The 19,391-nt window shown below is 43.3% G+C and carries 19 protein-coding genes; 15 read left to right on the top strand and 4 right to left on the bottom strand.

Features of this window, described 5'->3' with window-relative positions:
- The first annotated feature begins 202 nt into the window (after nucleotides 1–202).
- Nucleotides 203–1,060, top strand: a complete 858-nt coding sequence (fdhD, locus tag QZZ55_RS13865; RefSeq protein ID WP_293267931.1) for a formate dehydrogenase accessory sulfurtransferase FdhD — start codon at nucleotides 203–205, stop codon at nucleotides 1,058–1,060.
- Nucleotides 1,057–1,965, top strand: coding sequence for a helix-turn-helix transcriptional regulator (locus tag QZZ55_RS13860; RefSeq protein ID WP_293267930.1), 909 nt, complete (start codon nucleotides 1,057–1,059; stop codon nucleotides 1,963–1,965). Before fdhD ends, QZZ55_RS13860 begins: the two co-directional genes overlap by 4 nt.
- A 47-nt stretch (nucleotides 1,966–2,012) precedes the next feature.
- On the opposite strand, the gene QZZ55_RS13855 is transcribed toward QZZ55_RS13860, so the two are convergent.
- Nucleotides 2,013–4,229, bottom strand: a complete 2,217-nt coding sequence (locus tag QZZ55_RS13855; protein ID WP_293267929.1) for a cache domain-containing protein — start codon at nucleotides 4,227–4,229, stop codon at nucleotides 2,013–2,015.
- A complete protein-coding gene (locus QZZ55_RS13850) occupies nucleotides 4,226–5,623 on the bottom strand; it encodes a sigma-54 dependent transcriptional regulator (protein WP_293267928.1) in 1,398 nt (465 codons plus the stop codon). The genes QZZ55_RS13855 and QZZ55_RS13850 overlap by 4 nt, the downstream gene beginning before the upstream one ends.
- Nucleotides 5,624–5,927: 304 nt before the next feature.
- Here QZZ55_RS13850 and QZZ55_RS13845 point away from each other — a divergent pair, with 304 nt between their 5' ends.
- From QZZ55_RS13845 to QZZ55_RS13800, 10 genes are all read left to right on the top strand, one after another.
- The gene (locus QZZ55_RS13845) at nucleotides 5,928–6,755 is read left to right on the top strand and encodes a substrate-binding domain-containing protein (RefSeq protein ID WP_293267927.1); all 828 of its coding nucleotides are present in this window, start codon (nucleotides 5,928–5,930) and stop codon (nucleotides 6,753–6,755) included.
- A 43-nt stretch (nucleotides 6,756–6,798) separates the two neighbouring features.
- Nucleotides 6,799–7,500 carry an ABC transporter permease gene (locus tag QZZ55_RS13840; RefSeq protein ID WP_293267926.1) on the top strand — a complete coding sequence of 234 codons (702 nt, stop codon included), beginning with the start codon at nucleotides 6,799–6,801 and terminating at the stop codon, nucleotides 7,498–7,500.
- 52 nt (nucleotides 7,501–7,552) lie between these two features.
- Entirely contained in the window at nucleotides 7,553–8,236 is a 684-nt protein-coding gene (locus tag QZZ55_RS13835; RefSeq protein WP_293267925.1) for an ABC transporter ATP-binding protein, read from the top strand.
- Nucleotides 8,223–9,407 carry a molybdenum cofactor guanylyltransferase MobA gene (mobA, locus tag QZZ55_RS13830; RefSeq protein WP_293267924.1) on the top strand — a complete coding sequence of 395 codons (1,185 nt, stop codon included), beginning with the start codon at nucleotides 8,223–8,225 and terminating at the stop codon, nucleotides 9,405–9,407. Before QZZ55_RS13835 ends, mobA begins: the two co-directional genes overlap by 14 nt.
- On the top strand, nucleotides 9,404–10,663 hold the full coding sequence (locus QZZ55_RS13825; RefSeq protein WP_293267923.1) for a bifunctional molybdopterin-guanine dinucleotide biosynthesis adaptor protein MobB/molybdopterin molybdotransferase MoeA: 1,260 nt from the start codon (nucleotides 9,404–9,406) through the stop codon (nucleotides 10,661–10,663). Before mobA ends, QZZ55_RS13825 begins: the two co-directional genes overlap by 4 nt.
- 15 nt (nucleotides 10,664–10,678) lie before the next feature.
- The gene (gene moaA, locus QZZ55_RS13820; RefSeq protein WP_293267922.1) at nucleotides 10,679–11,674 is read left to right on the top strand and encodes a GTP 3',8-cyclase MoaA; all 996 of its coding nucleotides are present in this window, start codon (nucleotides 10,679–10,681) and stop codon (nucleotides 11,672–11,674) included.
- Between the two features lie 539 nt (nucleotides 11,675–12,213).
- Nucleotides 12,214–12,492: a YrhB domain-containing protein gene (locus QZZ55_RS13815; protein WP_293267921.1), complete on the top strand. Its 279-nt coding sequence runs from the start codon at nucleotides 12,214–12,216 to the stop codon at nucleotides 12,490–12,492.
- A gap of 724 nt (nucleotides 12,493–13,216) precedes the next feature.
- A complete protein-coding gene (locus QZZ55_RS13810; RefSeq protein ID WP_293267920.1) occupies nucleotides 13,217–13,339 on the top strand; it encodes a hypothetical protein in 123 nt (40 codons plus the stop codon).
- Between the two features lie 59 nt (nucleotides 13,340–13,398).
- Nucleotides 13,399–13,617: a helix-turn-helix transcriptional regulator gene (locus tag QZZ55_RS13805; protein ID WP_293267919.1), complete on the top strand. Its 219-nt coding sequence runs from the start codon at nucleotides 13,399–13,401 to the stop codon at nucleotides 13,615–13,617.
- A 5-nt stretch (nucleotides 13,618–13,622) separates the two neighbouring features.
- Nucleotides 13,623–14,309: a hypothetical protein gene (locus QZZ55_RS13800; protein ID WP_293267918.1), complete on the top strand. Its 687-nt coding sequence runs from the start codon at nucleotides 13,623–13,625 to the stop codon at nucleotides 14,307–14,309.
- On the opposite strand, the gene QZZ55_RS13795 is transcribed toward QZZ55_RS13800, so the two are convergent.
- Entirely contained in the window at nucleotides 14,306–16,225 is a 1,920-nt protein-coding gene (locus QZZ55_RS13795; protein ID WP_293267917.1) for an N-6 DNA methylase, read from the bottom strand. The two genes, QZZ55_RS13800 and QZZ55_RS13795, sit on opposite strands and share 4 nt — an antisense overlap.
- 459 nt (nucleotides 16,226–16,684) lie before the next feature.
- Here QZZ55_RS13795 and QZZ55_RS13790 point away from each other — a divergent pair, with 459 nt between their 5' ends.
- The 3 genes from QZZ55_RS13790 (at nucleotide 16,685) to QZZ55_RS13780 (ending at nucleotide 18,457) form a co-directional block, all read left to right on the top strand.
- The gene (locus QZZ55_RS13790) at nucleotides 16,685–17,101 is read left to right on the top strand and encodes a DUF1493 family protein (RefSeq protein WP_293267916.1); all 417 of its coding nucleotides are present in this window, start codon (nucleotides 16,685–16,687) and stop codon (nucleotides 17,099–17,101) included.
- Between the two features lie 509 nt (nucleotides 17,102–17,610).
- On the top strand, nucleotides 17,611–17,826 hold the full coding sequence (locus QZZ55_RS13785; protein WP_293267915.1) for a hypothetical protein: 216 nt from the start codon (nucleotides 17,611–17,613) through the stop codon (nucleotides 17,824–17,826).
- Nucleotides 17,827–17,938: 112 nt separating this feature from the next.
- Nucleotides 17,939–18,457, top strand: coding sequence for a hypothetical protein (locus QZZ55_RS13780; RefSeq protein ID WP_293267914.1), 519 nt, complete (start codon nucleotides 17,939–17,941; stop codon nucleotides 18,455–18,457).
- Between the two features lie 75 nt (nucleotides 18,458–18,532).
- Here QZZ55_RS13780 and QZZ55_RS13775 read toward each other — a convergent pair.
- A partial coding sequence (locus QZZ55_RS13775) for a reverse transcriptase domain-containing protein (protein WP_293267913.1) occupies nucleotides 18,533–19,391 on the bottom strand: 859 nt, incomplete at its 5' end.

Here is a 19,391-nt window from a genome sequence, read left to right as displayed (position 1 = left end):
TTGAGTGGTAAAAAAGGGGCAGTTAAGTGAGTGTGTGGGACATTTTGGCCTATAGAGAAAGTTACAATTCAGTAAGTAAAGTAACAATCTGTCTCTATTGACGGGTGTTTTGGGAGGATGCTTGACTGTTAGCTGCCATCGCCTTAGCAGGAACAAATATTGCTAAGTTAGTCATAACGGATAAAAACTAACGGGGATGCTAATGAGCAGTCAAAACATGAAGCTGGTTCTGAGTAAGGCAGCAACTCATTTAACAGAGTCGGTTAAGGCGCTGGATGAAAAGGGGCAGTTTCGTGTTGTCGAAATAGCGTGTGAGCGTCCTTTAACTATCTACCTGAACAAGCGTGAAATTGTCACCCTGATGACATTAGGCGGTGATCCAGAAGCTCTGGTGCTAGGCTATTTACGTAATCAGGGGTTTATTCTTGCCTTGGAAGAAGTCCAGGCTGTGCAGGTTGATTGGGATGTGGAAGCCGCGGTTGTGGTCACTAGTGGTGAGCCGCCCGGACTAGAAGACAAGTTACAGCAGCGTACCGTAACAACTGGTTGTGGGCAGGGGACTATGTTTGGAAGCCTCATGGAGAAAATTGCTGAAGTATCACTCCCTAAGGCTCACATAAAGCAAAGTACTGTTTACGCACTCCTTAATAACCTTAATCGTCATAATGAAACCTATAAAAATGCAGGTGCAGTGCATGGTTGCGCTATCTGTGAAGGTGAAGAGGTGGTGGCCTTTGTTGAAGATGTTGGTCGTCATAACGCTGTCGATACGCTAGCAGGAAGAATGTGGCTCGATGGGATTAGTGAAGAGAATAAAATCTTCTATACCACGGGGCGCTTGACGTCTGAGATGGTAATAAAAGTGGCGCAGATGGGTATTCCTGTTTTGCTATCGCGCTCAGGTGTGACTCAAATGGGATTAGAATTAGCTCAGGAGCTCGGCATTACCATGTTGGCACGTGCTAAGGGTAAGCATTTTTTATTATTTAGCGGTGAGGATTCACTGTTGTTAGATGCGATGCCGGAATCTAAAATTCAAGCAATGGAAGCTGTATCGTGAGCGAGTTACCCCCCACCTTTCTAAATGTTCGTCAGTTGACGGAATACCTGCACCTAAATGAGAAAAAAATCTATGTAATGGCCGCTGAAGGGAAAATACCTGCAACAAAGTTAACAGGTAAGTGGTTATTTCCTAAAGTGTTGGTAGACCGCTGGTTATTGGATAGCTGTCATGGAGGTTTGATGACAGATCGTCTCATTTTAGGGGGGAGCGATGATCCGTTGTTGCAGGCTGCGGCAATTCGTCTTACGCAGCAACTCAGAGCTCAGGCGCTGTTTAGCTATACAGTAACAGGGACAACGATGGGGCTTGAGCTGTTGGCACAAGGACATGCTGATGCCTGTGTGATTCATTGGGGACGAGCCGAAGAAAGTGAAGTGCGTCATCCAGCATTAATTCAGCAATACAACTCATCTAAGAATTGGATACTGGTGCATTTATTTTGCCGTAGTCAGGGGTTAATTGTTCGTGCTCAAGATCAATCTCGGTTTGAAGACCCAACAACCGCACTAGACCATAATACGCGTTGGGCGATACGACAAAAAGGCGCAGGTTCGCAGCGTTTTTTAAAGGAATGGTTGATGACTCATTCGTATCCTTTTGATCGGTTGGCGGTAACTAATACTGCATATTCAGAGCGTGAGATGGTTTCTATGATTGCACGGGGAGAAGCAGATATAGGGCCGGGCACACTGAGTGCAGCTAAGGAGTTTGGATTAGGATTTATTCCTGTGTGTGAAGAAAGTTTTGATCTTGTGGTGCCTCGAAGTGTGTATTTTAGAAAGTTATTGCAACAACTATTTGAGTTTTTACAAGGCCCTGAAGGCGTTATGTTAGCGCATCGTTTACAGGGATATGATCTTAGCCGAAGCGGTCGATTGGTCTGGAGTTCGGAAGGTGAGTAAGTAAAAAAATAGGAGCCAAGACGTTGGCAAAAGTTCTACATGCGCCATCAGGATTGTTCGTCAACGAGTAAGCGGCGATTGGTACGTTCAGCTGCAGTCAGCCCTTCAAGTATACCCTCGAGTTCACTGTCTTCAGAGATGTTGGCTTTACGTAATAGGTACACTGAAAATACAGTGCCTTCGCCAACAACCGAGGATACTTTGATATCTCCACCATGGCGACGGACAATTCCGTAGCTTACGGATAACCCAAGACCTGTGCCGCTCTTTTTCGTAGTGAAGAAGGGGTCAAAGATGTGCTGTAGGTTTTCTTCGCTAATCCCCAGCCCTTTGTCTATTACGCGAATAATAACCCCTTTAATCTTGCCTTGCTCATTCTCTTTTCCGGTATCCTCGCCAGTAATGTCCTCGCTCTCAATCCAGTCAGACGTGTGTAATTGGACACTGCCGGGTTCAGTTAGAGAGTGAGAAGCGTTAAGAATTAAGTTAACTAATACTTGCTGTATTTGCTGATAATTAACTTGTACTAAGCTATTGGCATTGTAGCTTTTCTTTATACTGACCTGCTGTTTTTCTAGGGCATGAGAGACTAAAAGCAACGTGTCATCAATGACTTGGTTTATCTGGTGGCTTTCGTAACTGTCAACGTAGTGGTCTGGACGGCTGTACTGAAGTAAGTTATTGATCAGTGAGCGGATGCGGTATACCTGACGAATGACCATATCTACTTCTTCTTGGGCAGGTTCAACGGCATCTCCTAGCTCTGCCACCAATAAATCCATATTGCCGAGTATAACTGCTGCTGGGTTGTTTATTTCATGGGCAATGCCAGCGGTAAGCTCGCCTAATACTGCCAGTTTTTCATTATCTAATAATTTTTTTCGTGTGGTTTTGAGTAAACGTATATGTTGTTTGAGTGCTTCTGTTCGGTTGCGCAGCGAACTGGTACGTTTTTCGACGGTAATCTCAAGCTGATCGTGGGCTTGTAATATTTCCTGCTCACGGCTTTCAAGTAGGTCTAGCATGGCATCAAATTGATGGGCTAAATCAACTAATTCGTCGGAGGTGTCTAGTTTGCCTATTCTTGGGTGAATAGAGCCATCATCACGTACAGCCGTTACTACTGAATGGATACGTGCCAAAGGGCTGATAAGTACACGAGTACGCTGCAGTATTACAAACCCTGATATCAGCATGATCAGCCCAATCAGACTACCCGACTCAAACAGTGTCTTATAATAAATCCTGCTGAACGGTGCTTCGGTAAAGCCGGTGTAGATCATGCCGATACGCTGGCCGGTTAAATCTATAAGAGGTTGGTACGCCGATATATACCAGTCATTAACGACAAAGGCGCTGTTAATCCAAGTGAGGCCTCGTATCATGACATAGTTATGTACCTCAGCAGATACGCGCGTACCAATAGCTCGCTCCTGCAGAGACATTTGCTTTTTATGGCGCGAGTTGTCATTAAGGGCAGAAGACGAGTTATCAGAAAAAGGCTGGTGTTGCGGCACATTGGTGCTAATGCGAACATCATCAAGAAAGAGTGTAACCGTACCAATACCGCCTTCTGGAAGAGTGCCAGCTCCATAAACCAGATCGCGTATAGTATCTACGGCACGTGTGGTGTTGTTAAGAATGCTACCCGAGTCGAGTATGCCAATAAGCTCACCGAATTCATCATTAACCGGCAGTAAAGTTCTGATAACCATGGCTTTTTCTTCGGTCAAACGATTCGTGGGAATGGCTCTAGGTGTGTCGGTTAAAGATATTTGAGCTTGTTTTTCAAGATCAAGGCTTATGAGGTCGAGCATTTTTTTATCAAGCACAGTGAGGCCTTTTAACGGCTCTCCGCGATATAGACGGGGTAGTAACGGCGCTAATGCGGGGTCTTTAATATCCGCAATGAGGTCGGTAGAGAGAAAGCGCAAAAAATCCAGTTGGCGACCTTTACGCGTTTCAAGCATTTGAACTTGAATAGCGCGTTGGTTATCTAGTTGAAGATTGGTGCGAAACTCATAACTACCCGCCAACTGTGTGAGAGTATTAAGTTGCTCTTGTTGCATTATATCCAGCGTACCTTTGGCTACCGAAAGGTCTGCTCTGACTTTCATATATAACTGTTGATTGGTATAGCTGCTGGCCCAGTAGGCAGCCATAATGACAAAGCCAATGGCTGTTAGTATGAGAGGTGCCAAGGTTAGTAATAATAGCTTGTTGCGCAGTGAGCTATTAATTTTTTGCCACAGGGCTGAGATCATATGGCCGTCTCGTACTCGGTTGCTACTTGCTCTTCGGTTGCCCAGCTAGTTAGTTTACGGTCTAGAGTCTTTCTTGAAACACCCAGTGCGCGAGCCGCAGAGGATTTGTTGCTGTTATGCTGCTCGAGTGTTAATAGGATGTGTTGCTTTTCTACAGCGTCCATTGTCCACCCAGCAAAATTGCCTGCTGTTTTGGAGTTATTGTCGTTTTGTTCACGGAAATATTCGGCTGGCAGTTTTCCTAAAAGAATACAACGCTCAATGAGATTTTTAAGCTCGCGGATATTACCTGGCCAATGATAGTGCTGCATTTCGTTTAGATCGTCATGGCTAAACGGAATGGCGGCAAGGCCTAGCTCCAGTGATAGCGTATTAGAGAAATGATGGATTAACTCAGGAATATCTTCGCGGCGGTCCCTTAGTGGGGGTAGGGTAATGCTTAGTACGTTGAGTCTATAATACAGGTCTTCGCGAAAGCGGCCAGAAGCCACTTCGTCTTTTAGTTGGCGGTTGGTTGCCGCAATAATGCGGACATCAATACTGATTTCTTGCTCGCTACCAACAGGACGGACCGCTTTTTCTTCTAAGGCTCGCAGTAATTTTGCTTGCATTAATAAGGGCATTTCACCCACTTCATCAAGAAATAACGTACCGCCATTGGCAAAGCTAAATAGGCCTTCTCGTGCTTTTAGGGCGCCGGTAAAGGAGCCTTTGGTGTGCCCAAAGAGTTCGGCTTCCAATAATTCTGGCGATATGGCTCCACAGTTAATGGGTACAAACGCGCCGTTACGGTTGCTAAACTGGTGCAGCATTCTTGCGGCGAGCTCTTTCCCTGTACCGGATTCACCTTCGATCATAACAGCAGAGGGTGTTGGCGCTACGCGATGGATGACTTCTTGAACTTGGCGTATAGAAGGACTATTGCCCATCATATTAGTGATTGGAAAGGCTTTTTCAACATCGCGCTGTAGCACAAAGTTGGTTCGGGCCATGGCACGGCGTTCAAGGCAGCGCTCTACCGCGTTCATCATCTGTTCTAACCGGAAAGGTTTGAGAATAAAGTCGCTGGCTCCCGCGCGAAGGGCCTTGATAACGGTTTCAAGGTCAGCGAAGGCAGTCATGAAAATAATATCGCTGCTTCGTTTTGTTTGCTCCATTGCCTCGCTCCATTCCATCCCGGAGCGCCCAGGCAATTTTATATCAACAATGAGTAAGTCAAAGTGGCAACGTTTACGTAGCTCTTCGGCTTCCTCAATGCTCCCTGCGGTTTCAACTAAAGCAAATTTTTTCTTGAGTGCTTTATTAAGAAAGCTGCACATCCCTGGCTCGTCATCGACAACCAATACAGAAACAGCGATAGGGGTTTGGTTGTGTTTATCAGAATCCAATTTCATTTAAGTCTCTCTGCATGACCTCTATGGGTACTGCTGCGATCAAAAGCTTTCTTGGAAGGGTCAAATTGACCCGCTAGATTTCTTGGTTGGTCATTATGACCCATATGAATCGCTTTTGCAGTTAAGACTATTGTCTCGATTTTGTTTTAATCAAACAAAAAAACTGAAAATAGCACCCCAAAATACCGCGATAGCCGGGTTTTAAATGACTTTGTTGCGTTGGCTATGCGCTGTATTGGGTTGGCATTTAAATTGCTCTAAAGCTAGTTAGCTAAATAAAAATTTTAATAAAGAGTAAACAATAATGAAAAAATGGATCTCATGTTTGTTATCAACAATGTTGCTATTTAGTGTCTCGTTAGGGGCAAATGCTGCAGAAAATATTATTCGCTTAGCCACCACTACCAGTACCTACAATTCTGGATTATTAGATAAATTATTACCTGTGTTTGAGCAAGAGTACGGCGCTAAAGTACATGTGATTGCCGTTGGGACGGGCAAGGCTCTACGCATGGGACGAGACGGCGATGTAGATCTGGTAATGACACACGCACCTGCTGCCGAAAAATCTTTTATCGATCAGGGATACGGTATCGAAGCAAAAAGTGTGATGTATAACGATTTTGTAGTGGTTGGCCCTGTCAATGATCCGGCAAAAATCAAAGGAGGCATGGATGTAGAGCATGCTTTACGCTCCATTGCTGCAAGTAAATCACAGTTTATTTCACGAGGTGATGATTCCGGTACGCATAAGAAAGAATTAGCACTTTGGAAGGCGTCAGGAACAGCCCCTACCTTTGATGGCTATAAACAAATAGGCCAAGGCATGGGGAAGGTCTTGCAGGTTTCAGATGAGCTGCAAGGTTATACCATGACAGATCGTGGTACATGGTTGGCTTACCAAGCTCGGTTGAATCTTGAACTGATGATTGCGGGAGATAAGCGCCTATTTAATCCGTACCAGGTTATGTTAGTTAATCCTGCGCGCTACAAAGGGCTTAATACGGATGGCGCACGCGCATTAGCGCAGTGGTTGGTTTCTGCACAAGGGCAGCAGATGGTTAATGACTTTCGTATTAATGGCGAGGTGTTGTTTCATGGCTCCGCTCAACAAATTGTGACGGCTCAGTAATGATAAATATAATGTCTCTTGTAATAGCGAGCAGTGATTACTAATGGAGATGAGCTTACTAGATACCTGTATTGATGCCATTAAGCTGCTATTTAGTGGTAACACTGAGCTATGGAGCATCATATGGGTGTCTTTTTGTGTATCAATCACCGCTATTTTGATATCTGCAGTGCCTGCGATTTTGGTGGGTTTTTTACTGGCAATGGTGGACTTTCCGGGCCGCTGGGTGGTTATTGCACTGTTTAACGCGCTGATGGCTATTCCTACTGTGGTAGTGGGATTGACGCTTTATTTACTGTTATCCCGAAGTGGCCCTTTTGGAGAATTACATCTGTTATTTAGCCAACCTGCGATGGTGATAGGGCAAGTTTTGCTTTGCTTTCCTGTGTTGGTTTGTATGAGTCATGCAGCGTTTCAGGGAATTGATCGTCGTGCATGGGAAACCGCTCGCACGCTGGGTGCTCATTGTGGGCGGGCAGCATTAACCATTTCGTGTGAAGCTCGGTTTGCGCTACTGGCTGCAATGTTAGCTGGGTTTAGTCGTATCATATCTGAGGTGGGCTGCTCAATGATGGTCGGCGGAAATATCTTGGGTTATACCCGTAATATACCAACGGCAATTGCACTGGAAACCAGTAAGGGCGAATTCTCACAAGGGGTGGCTCTTGGGTTAGTGCTACTGATGCTGGCGCTTGTGTTGAATTTCACGTTGGCTTCGGTTCGCGGTAAAGGGCAGTTAATCTAATGGCGTTACAAGAGCTGTTGTGTGTTGTTGATGATTTGATGAGGGCAATAGCGTGGGACTTGAATTAAAAGTACGCAATCTAGTGAAGCGCTTTGGCACTCGTGAGTTATTTCACATCGAGCAGCTTCAAGTTCAAGAAGGCCAAAGCCTACACTTAAAAGGTGAAAATGGTGTAGGTAAAACCACCTTGATGAAAATTATGGCAGGGCTTGAAAAACCTTGCAGTGGAGACGTTTCAATAACGCCAAGCCATCGTCGCTGGTGGTCAGACCGTCTTCATCCTGAAGTTATTTATCTGCACCAAACACCTTATGTTTTCATGAGTAAAGTCGTTGATAATGTGGCCTATGGTTTAAAGCTACGTAAAGGGAACCGACATGATATTAACAGTAAGGTGCAGCAGGCATTAGAATGGGCACGCTTAGAGCATCTTGCAGAACAGCCAGCGTATTCGTTATCCGGTGGTGAGAGGCAGCGTCTTGCCTTGGCTCGTGCTTGGATTTTAGCGCCGCGCTTGTTGTTTCTTGATGAACCCACAGCCAATTTAGATCGCCACTCGGTTAGTACCGTCGCTGAGCTAGTGAGGCAGCTGTTGGAGCAGGGGACGACCATTATGGTGTCGAGCCACCAAAGTAACTCAGTGACTGAGCTGTGTAGCCGTCATCTTCATTTGGAGCATGGGACTTTGCATGAAATAGAGCCACTTATTGAGGTGAAACGTTATGCGCAGCACTGAGCAGGTTACTGCCGTTGTATTGGCAGGAGGTATGGCAAGACGAATGGGGGGTGTTGATAAAGGTTGGGCAGACCTCAATGGAAAGCCGCTTATTCACCATGTGCTGGATAGGATATTACCACAAGTATCGCGTTGCCTTATTAATGCCAATCGCAGTTTGGATGCCTATGGCACTTTGGGCTTGCCGGTTGTCACCGATCTTGAAGGTGGTTTCGAAGGCCCCTTGATGGGTATTGCTACTGGTTTGCATCATGCCACCACTGAGTGGGTGTTGTTTGTTCCCTGTGATGGCCCGTTTCTACCACAAGAATTAGTGGCACGCCTGCTTGCTAATGCAGAGCAAGCTGATGCAGATATTGCAGTGGCGCATGATGGTAAGCGTCTGCAACCGGTGGTGGCGTTAATAAGATGTAACATGCTAGAAAGCGTTCGTGTTGTTTTGGCAAAAGGCGAGAGAAAGATTGATCGTTGGTACGTGCAACAACGTATGGTTGAAGTAGATTTTTCTGATTACCCCGATGCTTTTGTTAACGTTAACCGTAAAGATGATATAGCACAGTTGCAACAGGTACCTAAATTACTTGGGCTGGCTGCGTGGAGCGGAACAGGCAAAACAACATTACTTAAGCGGTTGCTCCCTGAGTTAAAAGCACGGGGTATTCGGGTGGGTGTTATAAAGCACGCTCATCATCAGTTTGACGTGGACCATCCTGGAAAGGACAGTTATGAGTTACGTCATGCGGGCGCTGACCAGATGTTGATTTGTTCTGCAAAGCGATGGGCCTTAATGTCTGAAGAGCAGCAGGGTACTATGCCATCACTCTCAAGCATGCTTAATAAGTTAGAGCATTCAAAATTAGACCTCGTGATGGTTGAAGGTTTTAAAAAAGCAGCATTCCCTAAAATTGAGTTATACCGACGAGAAGTGAATAAGCCTCAGTTGCATGGTGATGATGAAAACATTATTGCTGTGGCCAGTGATGAAACTATCCAGCTTGCACGTGATCTACCGTTATTAGATTTGAATAATACTGAGGGCATTGTTGCTTTTATTCTGTCATACCTAAATGAAAAGGGTGCTAAAGAAGAGGCGAACAAAGAGACGGCTGCTAAGGTTGATGCTATAAAGGATGGCTCTTTTGACTGTGCTGTTGTTGGAGGTAAACTATGAGCCGCTCTACGAACTGTTTTGATCCAATAGCAAACCCTGGTGGAATGCTATCAGTTGCAGAGAGTGTTGAGCGTATTTTGGCTAAAATAACTCAGCCAACCCAGATTGAAATGGTCGCACTTTCTCAAGCGCAGAACCGAGTGTTGGCACAAGATCAAGTCTCTTCTTTTAATGTGCCTCAGCATACAAACTCGGCAATGGATGGTTATGCTGTTTGTGCAGGGCAATTTGCTCATCAGGCATCACAAACACTGAAGGTTGTTGGGCAGGTTTTTGCGGGTAATGCTTTTAATGGCACTTTGGCACAAGGCGAAGCGGTTGAGATAATGACCGGCGCTGCATTACCAGACGGCGCCGACTCCATCGTTATTCGAGAAGCCGTTCAACGAGATGGCGATCTGATTACATTTTCCGATACGGTTAACATTGGTCAGCATGTACGACAAAAAGGTGAAGATATAAAGGCAGGCTCTGTGGCATTATCGGCGGGCTGTTTGATTCGTCCGCAAGAGCAAGGTTTGTTAGCATCATTGGGTAAGCAGCAAGTTGCCGTTTTTGAGCAACTCAGTGTAGCTATATTCTCAACAGGTGATGAAGTCGTCGCTCAGGGGCAGCCACTACCAGAAAACTGTATCTATGATACCAATCGCTTTACGTTGACTGGTTTATTGCAGCGTATGGGTTGTCGTGTTATTGATTTAGGTATTATTGAAGACTCACAAGCCTCTATGGAGCAGGTATTGAGTAGAGCTGCCACACAAGCGGATATGGTTATCTCTTCGGGTGGTGTCTCTATGGGGCGAGCAGATTATATAAAGCAGGCACTAGAGGCGGTAGGTGAAATTGCTTTTTGGCGAGTGGCTATGCGACCAGGCAGGCCTTTAGCGTTTGGGTCGTTAGGTAGTACTCCGTTCTTTGGTTTACCAGGGAACCCTGTAGCCGTTATGGTGACTTTTCTGCAATTTGTGCAGCCCACATTACGAAAAATGATGGGGCAGCCTGATTGGCAGCCACATAAAATGACGGCGATTGCACAAGAAACGATTAAGTCTCGCGAAGGTCGTATCGATTATAGCCGTGGCGTATACCGTATTAATGATCAAGGTGAGCTGGTGGTACAAACGACGGGCGCACAAGGCTCCGGGATTTTAACCTCTATGGTACAAGCAAATTGTCTGATAGAGATCAAAGAACAATATAGCCAAATTGAGGCGGGAGATCGCGTATTGATCCAGCCTTTTAGTGACTTACTGTAAAGATGAAGGTGAAACATGGCGAGTGAGCAGCTGATAGATAAATTTGGGCGAGAAATAACTTATCTTCGCATGTCAGTTACAGATCGCTGTGATTTTCGCTGTGTGTACTGTATGAGTGAAAACATGACTTTCTTGCCACGTGAGCAAGTCTTGTCATTGGAAGAGATCCACACGATTGCGAAGGCTTTTACTGAGCTGGGCATTAGCAAAATCCGTTTTACCGGTGGTGAGCCGCTGGTACGCAGAGATGTTATAAAACTGTTTAAAGACGTGGGTGCATTACCGGGTTTAAAGGATTTTTGTTTAACCACTAATGGATCGCAGTTGCCTCGTTATGCTCAACAACTTAAAGATGCAGGGCTAACGCGCATTAATATTAGTTTGGACAGCTTACAAGAGACACGCTTTAAAGCACTGACACGTATCGGTAATTTGCATCAGGTGATTGATGGAATTGATGCTGCATGTCGTGTTGGTTTTAAGGGTATTAAGCTTAATGCGGTGGTGTTACAAGGCCGTAACGACGATGAAGTAGTTGATCTCGTTCAATTCGCTAGAGAGAAGAAAATAGATCTTAGCTTTATAGAAGAGATGCCTTTAGGTGTGATTGCAGAGCATGACCGAGCTGAAACCTATTTTAGTAGTGAGCAGGTAAAAGCACTCATCACCGAGCAGTACCCTCTGCTGCCAACGACCGAGAATAGCGGTGGCCCGGCTAAATACTGGCGAATGGGTGATAGTGATAGCCGTATAGGTTTTATATCGCCACACAGTAATAACTTTTGTGGAGACTGCAATCGTGTACGAGTAACCGCAGAAGGTTTGCTGCTCTTATGCTTGGGTAATGAACACTCAGTTGACCTGAAAGCGATACTTCGCCGTTACCCTGGAGATACAGAGCGACTAAAAGACGCTATCCGTAATGCTATTGGGCATAAACCCGAAGAGCACCGATTTACATCGGATGGGGATGTGCAGATAGTCCGCTTTATGAATATGACGGGTGGATAATTGTATTGTGGATGCCTCGTGTAGATAGTACGAGGCACTCACAACTGCCCCTGCCTCAAGTACATTTACAACACTTGCGCAAGTACAGCCAAAGCCAATATCGCTTTTCTTATTATTGCTGAATGATAATTTACGCTCAGTTACCAACCATAAGACACTAACAACGTTACTCACAAAAGCAGACGGGCATTCTTGTCCATAAATATGCTTGGTTTTATGAGCGTTTATACAGTGTATTTATAGGTTGGCAATATTTATGCTTGTTTACATAAATTAGAACGGCACAAATGCTTGTATTGCTTCAGTGGTTGAGTTAAAAATATAAGTAAATCAGACAGATGGATGTCTGGCATGGGTAGATACACGGACCCCCGTATATCAATTGTTCACACGCATGCGCGGTTTGCCACGGAAGAGGCATCTATATTTCTAAAGATTTTCCTTCCTTTTCAAACGATTACATCCGTTTTTAATTAATGACAGTGCGGGTAGATACACGGACCCCCATATATACAAATGTTATACGTAAAATATGAATTATGAATATAGACGAAGCTAAATCATTGGTGCTCAAAGAACTAAGTAAAGATGAATCTCTGAACTTAATGATTTTAGAAGATGAAACCATTGAAAAAAGTTGGGGTTGGGTGTTTTTCTACCAAACCAAAGAGTATGTAGAAACTGGTGATTTTAGATTTATGCTTGGTGGTAATGCTCCTTACATAGTAAACAGAAATACAGGACAAATTACTGAAACTGGTACTGCTTATGAAATTGAACATTACATAGCTGAGTACGAACAGGACCTCAAAGTATAACCAGTTTATCAACCATCGCCCTAAAGGGCTGGACCTCCGTTACGGCGCTTCGCGCCTACACTGCGGCCGGTTATAAAGGCGTTATAGGTCACTTGAATAGCATGGAATTAAGCCAAACCAACAGGATGTTGATTTCTTATTTGCTCCCAATCTTGCTTGTTGGAGTAGCGTTTGAAATACCCTTTTTGTTTGAAGGCCTTAGGCCAACTGCCATGTATGACTATGGGGTTTTATTTTTATCGCTGGCACTAGGCTCCTATCTCTTCGCAAGATCACTTAATCGAGGCAGCTTATTGTGGGTGGTTATTTACTTGCCAGTAATGTTTATCATCTTATTTTATGTGGGGTTTATTGTTTCATGTGCAAACGACTTTTGTCTTTGATACTGCCCTATAACAAGGGTGGGCACATCCGCCAGCAAAGCTGGCTAGGACAACCGCTGCGCGGTCGCCCGTGCCACAAGCGTTATATGCCAAGGAAAGTATGAATATATCGAGGGAACAATTAGCTAAAGTTAGAACTCCATTCAGAGTGCTATCAGGCTTTATTTTTGTATTGTCACTTTTGCTTGTCCCAATGATCATCTTTATTGCTTTTACAGAGCCGTATGACCATTTTATTTGGGTTTTCACGGCAGTTATTTTTTCAATGGGCTATATCTCTGGTCATGTAACAATTACGGGATATGCCCCAAAGCTTTTACTGTTTACGCACGGTTCTAAAAATGGCTTATAACAAGTTTGTTAATAATCGCCCTTCGGGCTGGACCGCTAAATACGCTGCTTCGCAGCAACGCGGCCCATTACAAAAGCGTTATAACTCTCCTCAAACGTTGCGCTACTTATAGTCTGTAGACTTAAAGTCATCAACCCAATATTTTGGCTTAAACACATTTAGGCCATTTTAATGGATATCCTTGAAGCATTCGGCAACGAAATTAGACTCAGAAGAACAAACCTAGGTTTATCGCAGGAGGAGTTAGCTTATCTTTGCGATCTTCACCGTACTTATATCGGAAGCATTGAGCGCGGTGAACGTAACGTATCCCTTCAAAATATTTCAACCATTGCTAAAGCCTTAAAGTGTAGCTCAAGTGAATTATTACTATGCTTAGATAGGATGTAAATGTAATGGAGTTATGCAAAAAAGAAATTTCTAACACCTCAAAATATAAGGGTGTATCTGAAAAATATTGTCATCGTGAGCTAAATCACACTGGGCGCTGCTCTGAATACCCGTATCTTACGCACCTAAAAGCAACACACAAAAGAGTTGCGGACAAAGTTGTCCGCGACTCTACTATGACTACTGGCGCAGCATGGAAAAGCAAAGATGCTGGCCCTAACCGAATACTTCGCTGGGTTATGTTATTGAGTGATGAAGAGTTGCTGCAATTCGGTTTGGATATGAGCTTAATGAAGCCCGGAGTGGTTGCCAAGTTAAGAGAGAAATCTGCAAATTATCAAGAATGTATGTTAGTTGCAGGAAAATTGGCATCACTGGTCTATCAAATGCCTGATGCGCCTGCTTGCCCTGATGAAATAAAAAACTATTTAGAGGAAAGGTTTGGGGCATTTACTGAAAATAGCACAACATGCATTGTATGCAGAGAGCCGTTAAGCTTTTCGCTCTTTGAGGTGGCTCAACGCGGTAAGGCGGAGATCGAAACTGCGCATAGTAACCCAAGAACTCACTCAGATGAGAACGTTGGGTTTGCACACAGGGATTGCAATATTGCCCAAGGCAATAAAACTCTTGAAGAGTTCTATGAATGGATAGAAGGGATTTTGGTTAGAGTCAATGACTCTAACAACTAAAGCTCTACATTCTGGCTCTCAAGCTCAAGCAAAGAGCTTAAAAGCTTAGCTCTTTGCTCCAATGAGATACGAAAATTATCTACCTTATCCTTGAAAGCTTTATCTTTCTTTTTAGGAACTGGTATCTTAATTTCTTTGATTCTTGATCCAATAGAACCTAATGTTGACTGGATGAACACCAAGCTTCTAATGTCTCTTTGAACACTTTTCATAGTAAGAAGATATAACAACTCAAAGGAGCTTATAGGTGAAAGCTCTTCATTCACGGAAATTATTTTTAAATGACTTTGCGCTATACACTTTGCGTTATAGCTATGAAGGATTGCGGATCGACCAATTCTATACCGACCATCTACAACCATGAGAATATTTCCTGCCTTAAGGTTTTGGTCTTTTGAAAACTTCTTATATATTTCCTCGCTAACTGCTTTAGTTGGGTCGATTGATATTTCAAAATTACTAATATCCGAAGTTCTAACAAAAGGTACTTCGCCAGTACCATATGCATCAGAACCAACTTCATGACCTTTTTTAATGGTTAACCAGCCCTTATCTATCATTTCACCAAATGAAATTACTGTAGCGCCCAGCCTATTGGCATCATCTTCTAAAAGGTAGTTAGTCTTTTCATCATAGTAACGAGGAACAAGGTAGTAAGGGTTGGTTATACTCGCATCAAAACAAAATTCATGCTTTTTAGAAAACCAATCACTAGCGATATTTTGAAAATCATCAGCATGCGCGATGCCCTCGCTTGTAATGTTTCTTCCTCTTCTATCATGGCCACAGTTAATAGCAACTGCGATTTTTGTTTGTTCATTATTTATTTTTGTAGATTTTTCAAAAAATAAAATATTAGTTTTGGTATCGGTACCTGGTTGAAAGGTGGTTCTAGGGCAATCAATCAAGCCAATGATATTTCCCTTTGCTCTAAGGTAGTCCCAGATATATCCACATGTCTTATTTCCGAATATTCCCTCAGGCAACACTATACCCATTTTTCCGCCATCACTGAGCAATTCCACACACAGTTCTATGAAAAGAGTTTGTGGGTCCTGTGTAGTTCGAATCGTGCTAGTTTTAACCCAGTACTGTTCTTCTTTAGAAAACTCCCAAACATACCCAAGCTCGTATTGAGTAAGAATCTCTTGATTTTTTACAGGTATCTTAGAGCCAAATGGAGGGTTAGTTATTACATAGTCGGCATTAAACGGAGAAGATGATTTTGGAAGGCATTTTAATAAGGATATATCTAAAGAATTTTGGTTAACTGCACGTGCCTTTTTAGGATTAGATATCTTCAATAATGCCGATGTAAGTATGAAAAGATCTTTGTCTTTATCAATCGCAATTACCTTTCCATGCTCACTCTTATTTTTATCCCAATATGCAGCCACTTCGGTTAAAAAGCCACCTGTACCACAAGCAGGGTCAACTACCGTTGACTTAGATTCTGGAGCAAGTATTTCAATCATGCACCGTACAACGCTTTTTGGGGTAAAGAATTGGCCTTTGTCACCCCTTAGGTTTGGGCCAATTAATGCCTGAAATGCATCACCTAACAAATGAGAAGGTGCATTTTTCAAGTCAAGCTCATTTATGGACTCAAGTCCCATTCTAAGTGAAGTGTCATCTACTCCAAATCGATCGTTTTCATCAAAAACATCATCATATTTTTTCCTAATGAGAGGCAATAATGATTCATTAGCGGTATTGCTACCTGCTAGAAAGTCGGAAATTACTTTTTTATCTGATGGGCTGCTTGCCCCCAAAGTTACAAGTAGTAACTTTGAAATATCACTAATAATTCTTTCAGCTCTACTTGCAGAGCTATTTGAATAGAGGTGGTAATATAGTTTTCGAAAGCTTTCGTAATAATCAACGGAAGAGTTAACGGAGAATTCTATTTGGCGCATGTAGAGTTACCTTGCAAATGAAGGACACTATAAGTACCATTACACGATGTGTCAAGAGAGTTATAACAAGGCGCTGCTGTCGGAAAAATTTTCCGCTGCGCTCCAAATTTGCCGCAGAGCGCGGCGTTAAGTTTCACTATATATCGGAGAATGAGTTGAGTAAGGAACACTCAGTATCAAAATCTTGGGCATATATAGTTGTCTATTCCGGACTATTTGGTATTGGCACGGTATGGGTAATACTGTTCAACATAGTCCCATCTTATTTTTATGAAATCCCGTTAAAACCAATTATCGGTGTTGGAGGTCTAGCTTTCTGGTGGATATACCTAACAACGTTTACTCCTAGATGCCCTAAATGCGGACAAGGCCTCTTTTCGATAATTGAAATTGGCAGGGTCCCTATCATAATCAAATCCTGGGTAAGCAATTCTTGCTTGGGCTGTGGTTTTGAATTCGATGAATAAACTTAACAAAAACATCAAAGATAGCCCTTCGGGCTTGGACCGTCGCTGCGCTCCGGCCCTTTATGTTGGGCGTTATGTACCTATGAAAAGTCAAGTGTTCGCATTTATATCGGAGTTTACCGGTGTGAGCTTAGATAAAATCTCTTTAGATACTTTGGTTAACGATGAGCTTGGCGTCGACGGTGATGACGGAGCAGATTTATTGCTAGAATTTTCTGAAAAGTTTGATGTAGATATATCAAATATAGAGTGTGTTTATTTTGGCTCCGAAGGATTTAATCCATTTACAATTCTATTTCACGCAATAAAGGCATTTGCTGATGGTTTTAACAGTAAACCGGACAAGTTTACTCCTTTACCTGTCTCTGTCTTTGTTAATTCAGCAGTAAAAGGTGTCTGGGTGCATTAGGTACATAACAAGGCGCTCAAGAGGGAAAATTTACAGTTTGCTGTTTTCACTCCGTTCAACATTTTAGCAAACTATAAATTTCCCCTTAGCGGGGCGTTGGTATGACCATGACCATGACCGATGAAATGCCCAAGATAATCTGCGACAGATGCGGGCAAAGTGTTTATAAGCGAGATCTATCACTAGAAGATCTAAGGCAGGTTAAAACTAGCGATATGCATTCTTTCATAGACTCTTTAGTTACGAACAAGGGCATTCCAAAAGAAGTAGCAATATCTTGGGCGGAGCATGGCTTATACAGAACTTGCAATGAAGCAAAAAGAAATTGCCTAAAATGCGATAATCAATTAAAGACTTGGCGTGCAAAATTATGTCTAGAATGTGGTACAACCTTTGAACCTTGGACATCAATTGAACAAAACACATAACAAGCAAAGTCAGAAGTGGACGCGCTAAAGCGCGCCTCTGCTTTGAGCGTTAGAGTTCAATAGCATTCAAAGGAATATGTAATGTTCAAAGCTGTATGGAAAGGGTGGTCTGTCGGAGTAACAGTTTTATTTACTCCTTTGCTGATTCTGATAGCACTATTCTCACCACAGGTACCATCAAATATTTGGATAGCGATTCCTCTAGTGCCAGTAATAGCCTGTTTACAGGGAATAATGGTTGGAGGCTTAGTGTGTCTAGGTCTGAAAATTTGGCCAATTACTCAAGCTTCATCATGAAGCCGAACTCTAACAAGTTTGTTAATATTCGCCCTTCGGGCTGGACCGCTAAATGCGCTGCTTCGCAGCAACGCGGCCCATTACAAAAGCGTTACAAATCAAAGGAAGAATCGTGAAAGATATAGAACTATTGGGTGTTGGGTTAAGGCTTTTAGGGATTGCTTGCATTATTTTCGCCATTGGCAAAACGGGTGAGGGTATCAGTTTTATTTATCAATACAGTAATATTGATTTAGGCGTAAATCCCATCATCTACAAAATAACAGTATGGCTACCCCTTATATTTATTTATGCTGTCGGGATATTTTTTATAAAGTTTCCGATCCTTTGCGCAAAGAAATTCCTCCAAAAAACATCGGCTAAAACTGAAGATATTGATTTCAACCAAAGTGCTATCACAATATCTGGCCTAATACTTCTCGGAATATATTTGTTAACAATTGCTATACCTGATTTAGCGTACAATATTTTATATTTGTATCAACAAAATAGCTTGGGGTATAGTGATACTCCTCAAATATCAGAAACGTATATTCATTTTATATTTACTGCAATACAATTTTCTCTGGGTCTGTATTTAGCACTCGGAGCAAGCGGAATTTATAAATTTATTTGTAGGCTGAGAAGTTGAGTTGTAATCGGGTAGCCGAGGGTCTCTAAACCTCAGTCCCCACAACACCCTGCATGCGGGACCGCACAGGGCGTTTCACTTAGGATAGTGAAGCTTGATCCAACCATCACGTAAAGCATAGAGCCCCTGAGATTTCAGATAAGCATTTGATAATGCCTGCTGTATTCCTGGAGTTTTCGAGCTGCGCCATGGTCCTTTGCTGGTTAAGCCGCAACCTACCGCCGCTTGAACGTGAACCCCGAGTTTCATCAGGTTCCTGACTTTGGTGCGCGGCTTTCGCCACTGCCGCCAATAAGCCATTCTGACTCTGCGCCTGATCCAGTTATCCAGATCAACGCAGAGTTGATAGCAATTAGCGATACCAAAGTAATAAATCCAGCCTCGAATAAACGGACTGGTTTTAAAGAGCTGATATTTCATCGATACACCCCAGTTACGGTTGGTTAAGCGCCGAACTTGTTGTTTGAACTTCTGCAGCGTTTTCGGGTGCCATTGAATGCGTCCTGCCCGGAAGGTAAATCCTAGGAATTTGCTTTCAGTGATTTTAACGACACGACTTTTGGTCGAGTTAACGACTAGTTTTAAGCGGTCTTGCAGGTAGTTGCTGATGCTGTGGAGCACGCGTTCACCAGCTCGATGACTTTTCACTAAGATCGTAAAATCATCTGCATAGCGGGCGAACTTATGTCCGCGTTTTTCAAGCGCCTTGTCGAGTGGGTCGAGAATAATGTTAGCTAACAGTGGAGATAATGGACCTCCCTGAGGAACGCCTTCTCGACTCTCACTAAAGAGCTGGTTATCGATAAACCCAGCTAGAAGGTATCGGCTAATCAACCTGAGTAAACGCTTATCCTTAACCTTACGGCCGAGTAGCGTCATGAGAAGATCGTGATTAACCCGATCAAAGAATTTAGAGAGATCGACATCTACCGCA

The organism is Neptunomonas sp. (assembly GCF_016744175.1).
Lineage (GTDB): Bacteria > Pseudomonadota > Gammaproteobacteria > Pseudomonadales > Balneatricaceae > Neptunomonas.
The sequence above is the reverse complement of the archived record's forward strand: the minus strand, read 5'-3'. Positions and strand labels throughout refer to the sequence as shown.

Bases quoted from the DNA above. Each gene is read 5' to 3' on its own strand.
- QZZ55_RS13790 (WP_293267916.1), top strand. From the start codon at position 16,685: ATGAATAAACTTAACAAAAACATCAAAGATAGCCCTTCGGGCTTGGAC.
- QZZ55_RS13815 (WP_293267921.1), top strand. From the start codon at position 12,214: ATGAATATAGACGAAGCTAAATCATTGGTGCTCAAAGAACTAAGTAAA.
- QZZ55_RS13800 (WP_293267918.1), top strand. From the start codon at position 13,623: ATGGAGTTATGCAAAAAAGAAATTTCTAACACCTCAAAATATAAGGGT.
- moaA (WP_293267922.1), top strand. From the start codon at position 10,679: ATGGCGAGTGAGCAGCTGATAGATAAATTTGGGCGAGAAATAACTTAT.
- QZZ55_RS13845 (WP_293267927.1), top strand. From the start codon at position 5,928: ATGAAAAAATGGATCTCATGTTTGTTATCAACAATGTTGCTATTTAGT.
- mobA (WP_293267924.1), top strand. From the start codon at position 8,223: ATGCGCAGCACTGAGCAGGTTACTGCCGTTGTATTGGCAGGAGGTATG.
- QZZ55_RS13825 (WP_293267923.1), top strand. From the start codon at position 9,404: ATGAGCCGCTCTACGAACTGTTTTGATCCAATAGCAAACCCTGGTGGA.
- QZZ55_RS13840 (WP_293267926.1), top strand. From the start codon at position 6,799: ATGGAGATGAGCTTACTAGATACCTGTATTGATGCCATTAAGCTGCTA.
- QZZ55_RS13785 (WP_293267915.1), top strand. From the start codon at position 17,611: ATGTTCAAAGCTGTATGGAAAGGGTGGTCTGTCGGAGTAACAGTTTTA.
- QZZ55_RS13795 (WP_293267917.1), bottom strand. From the start codon at position 16,225: ATGCGCCAAATAGAATTCTCCGTTAACTCTTCCGTTGATTATTACGAA.
- fdhD (WP_293267931.1), top strand. From the start codon at position 203: ATGAGCAGTCAAAACATGAAGCTGGTTCTGAGTAAGGCAGCAACTCAT.
- QZZ55_RS13855 (WP_293267929.1), bottom strand. From the start codon at position 4,229: ATGATCTCAGCCCTGTGGCAAAAAATTAATAGCTCACTGCGCAACAAG.
- QZZ55_RS13850 (WP_293267928.1), bottom strand. From the start codon at position 5,623: ATGAAATTGGATTCTGATAAACACAACCAAACCCCTATCGCTGTTTCT.
- QZZ55_RS13810 (WP_293267920.1), top strand. From the start codon at position 13,217: ATGGCTTATAACAAGTTTGTTAATAATCGCCCTTCGGGCTGGACCGCT.
- QZZ55_RS13805 (WP_293267919.1), top strand. From the start codon at position 13,399: ATGGATATCCTTGAAGCATTCGGCAACGAAATTAGACTCAGAAGAACA.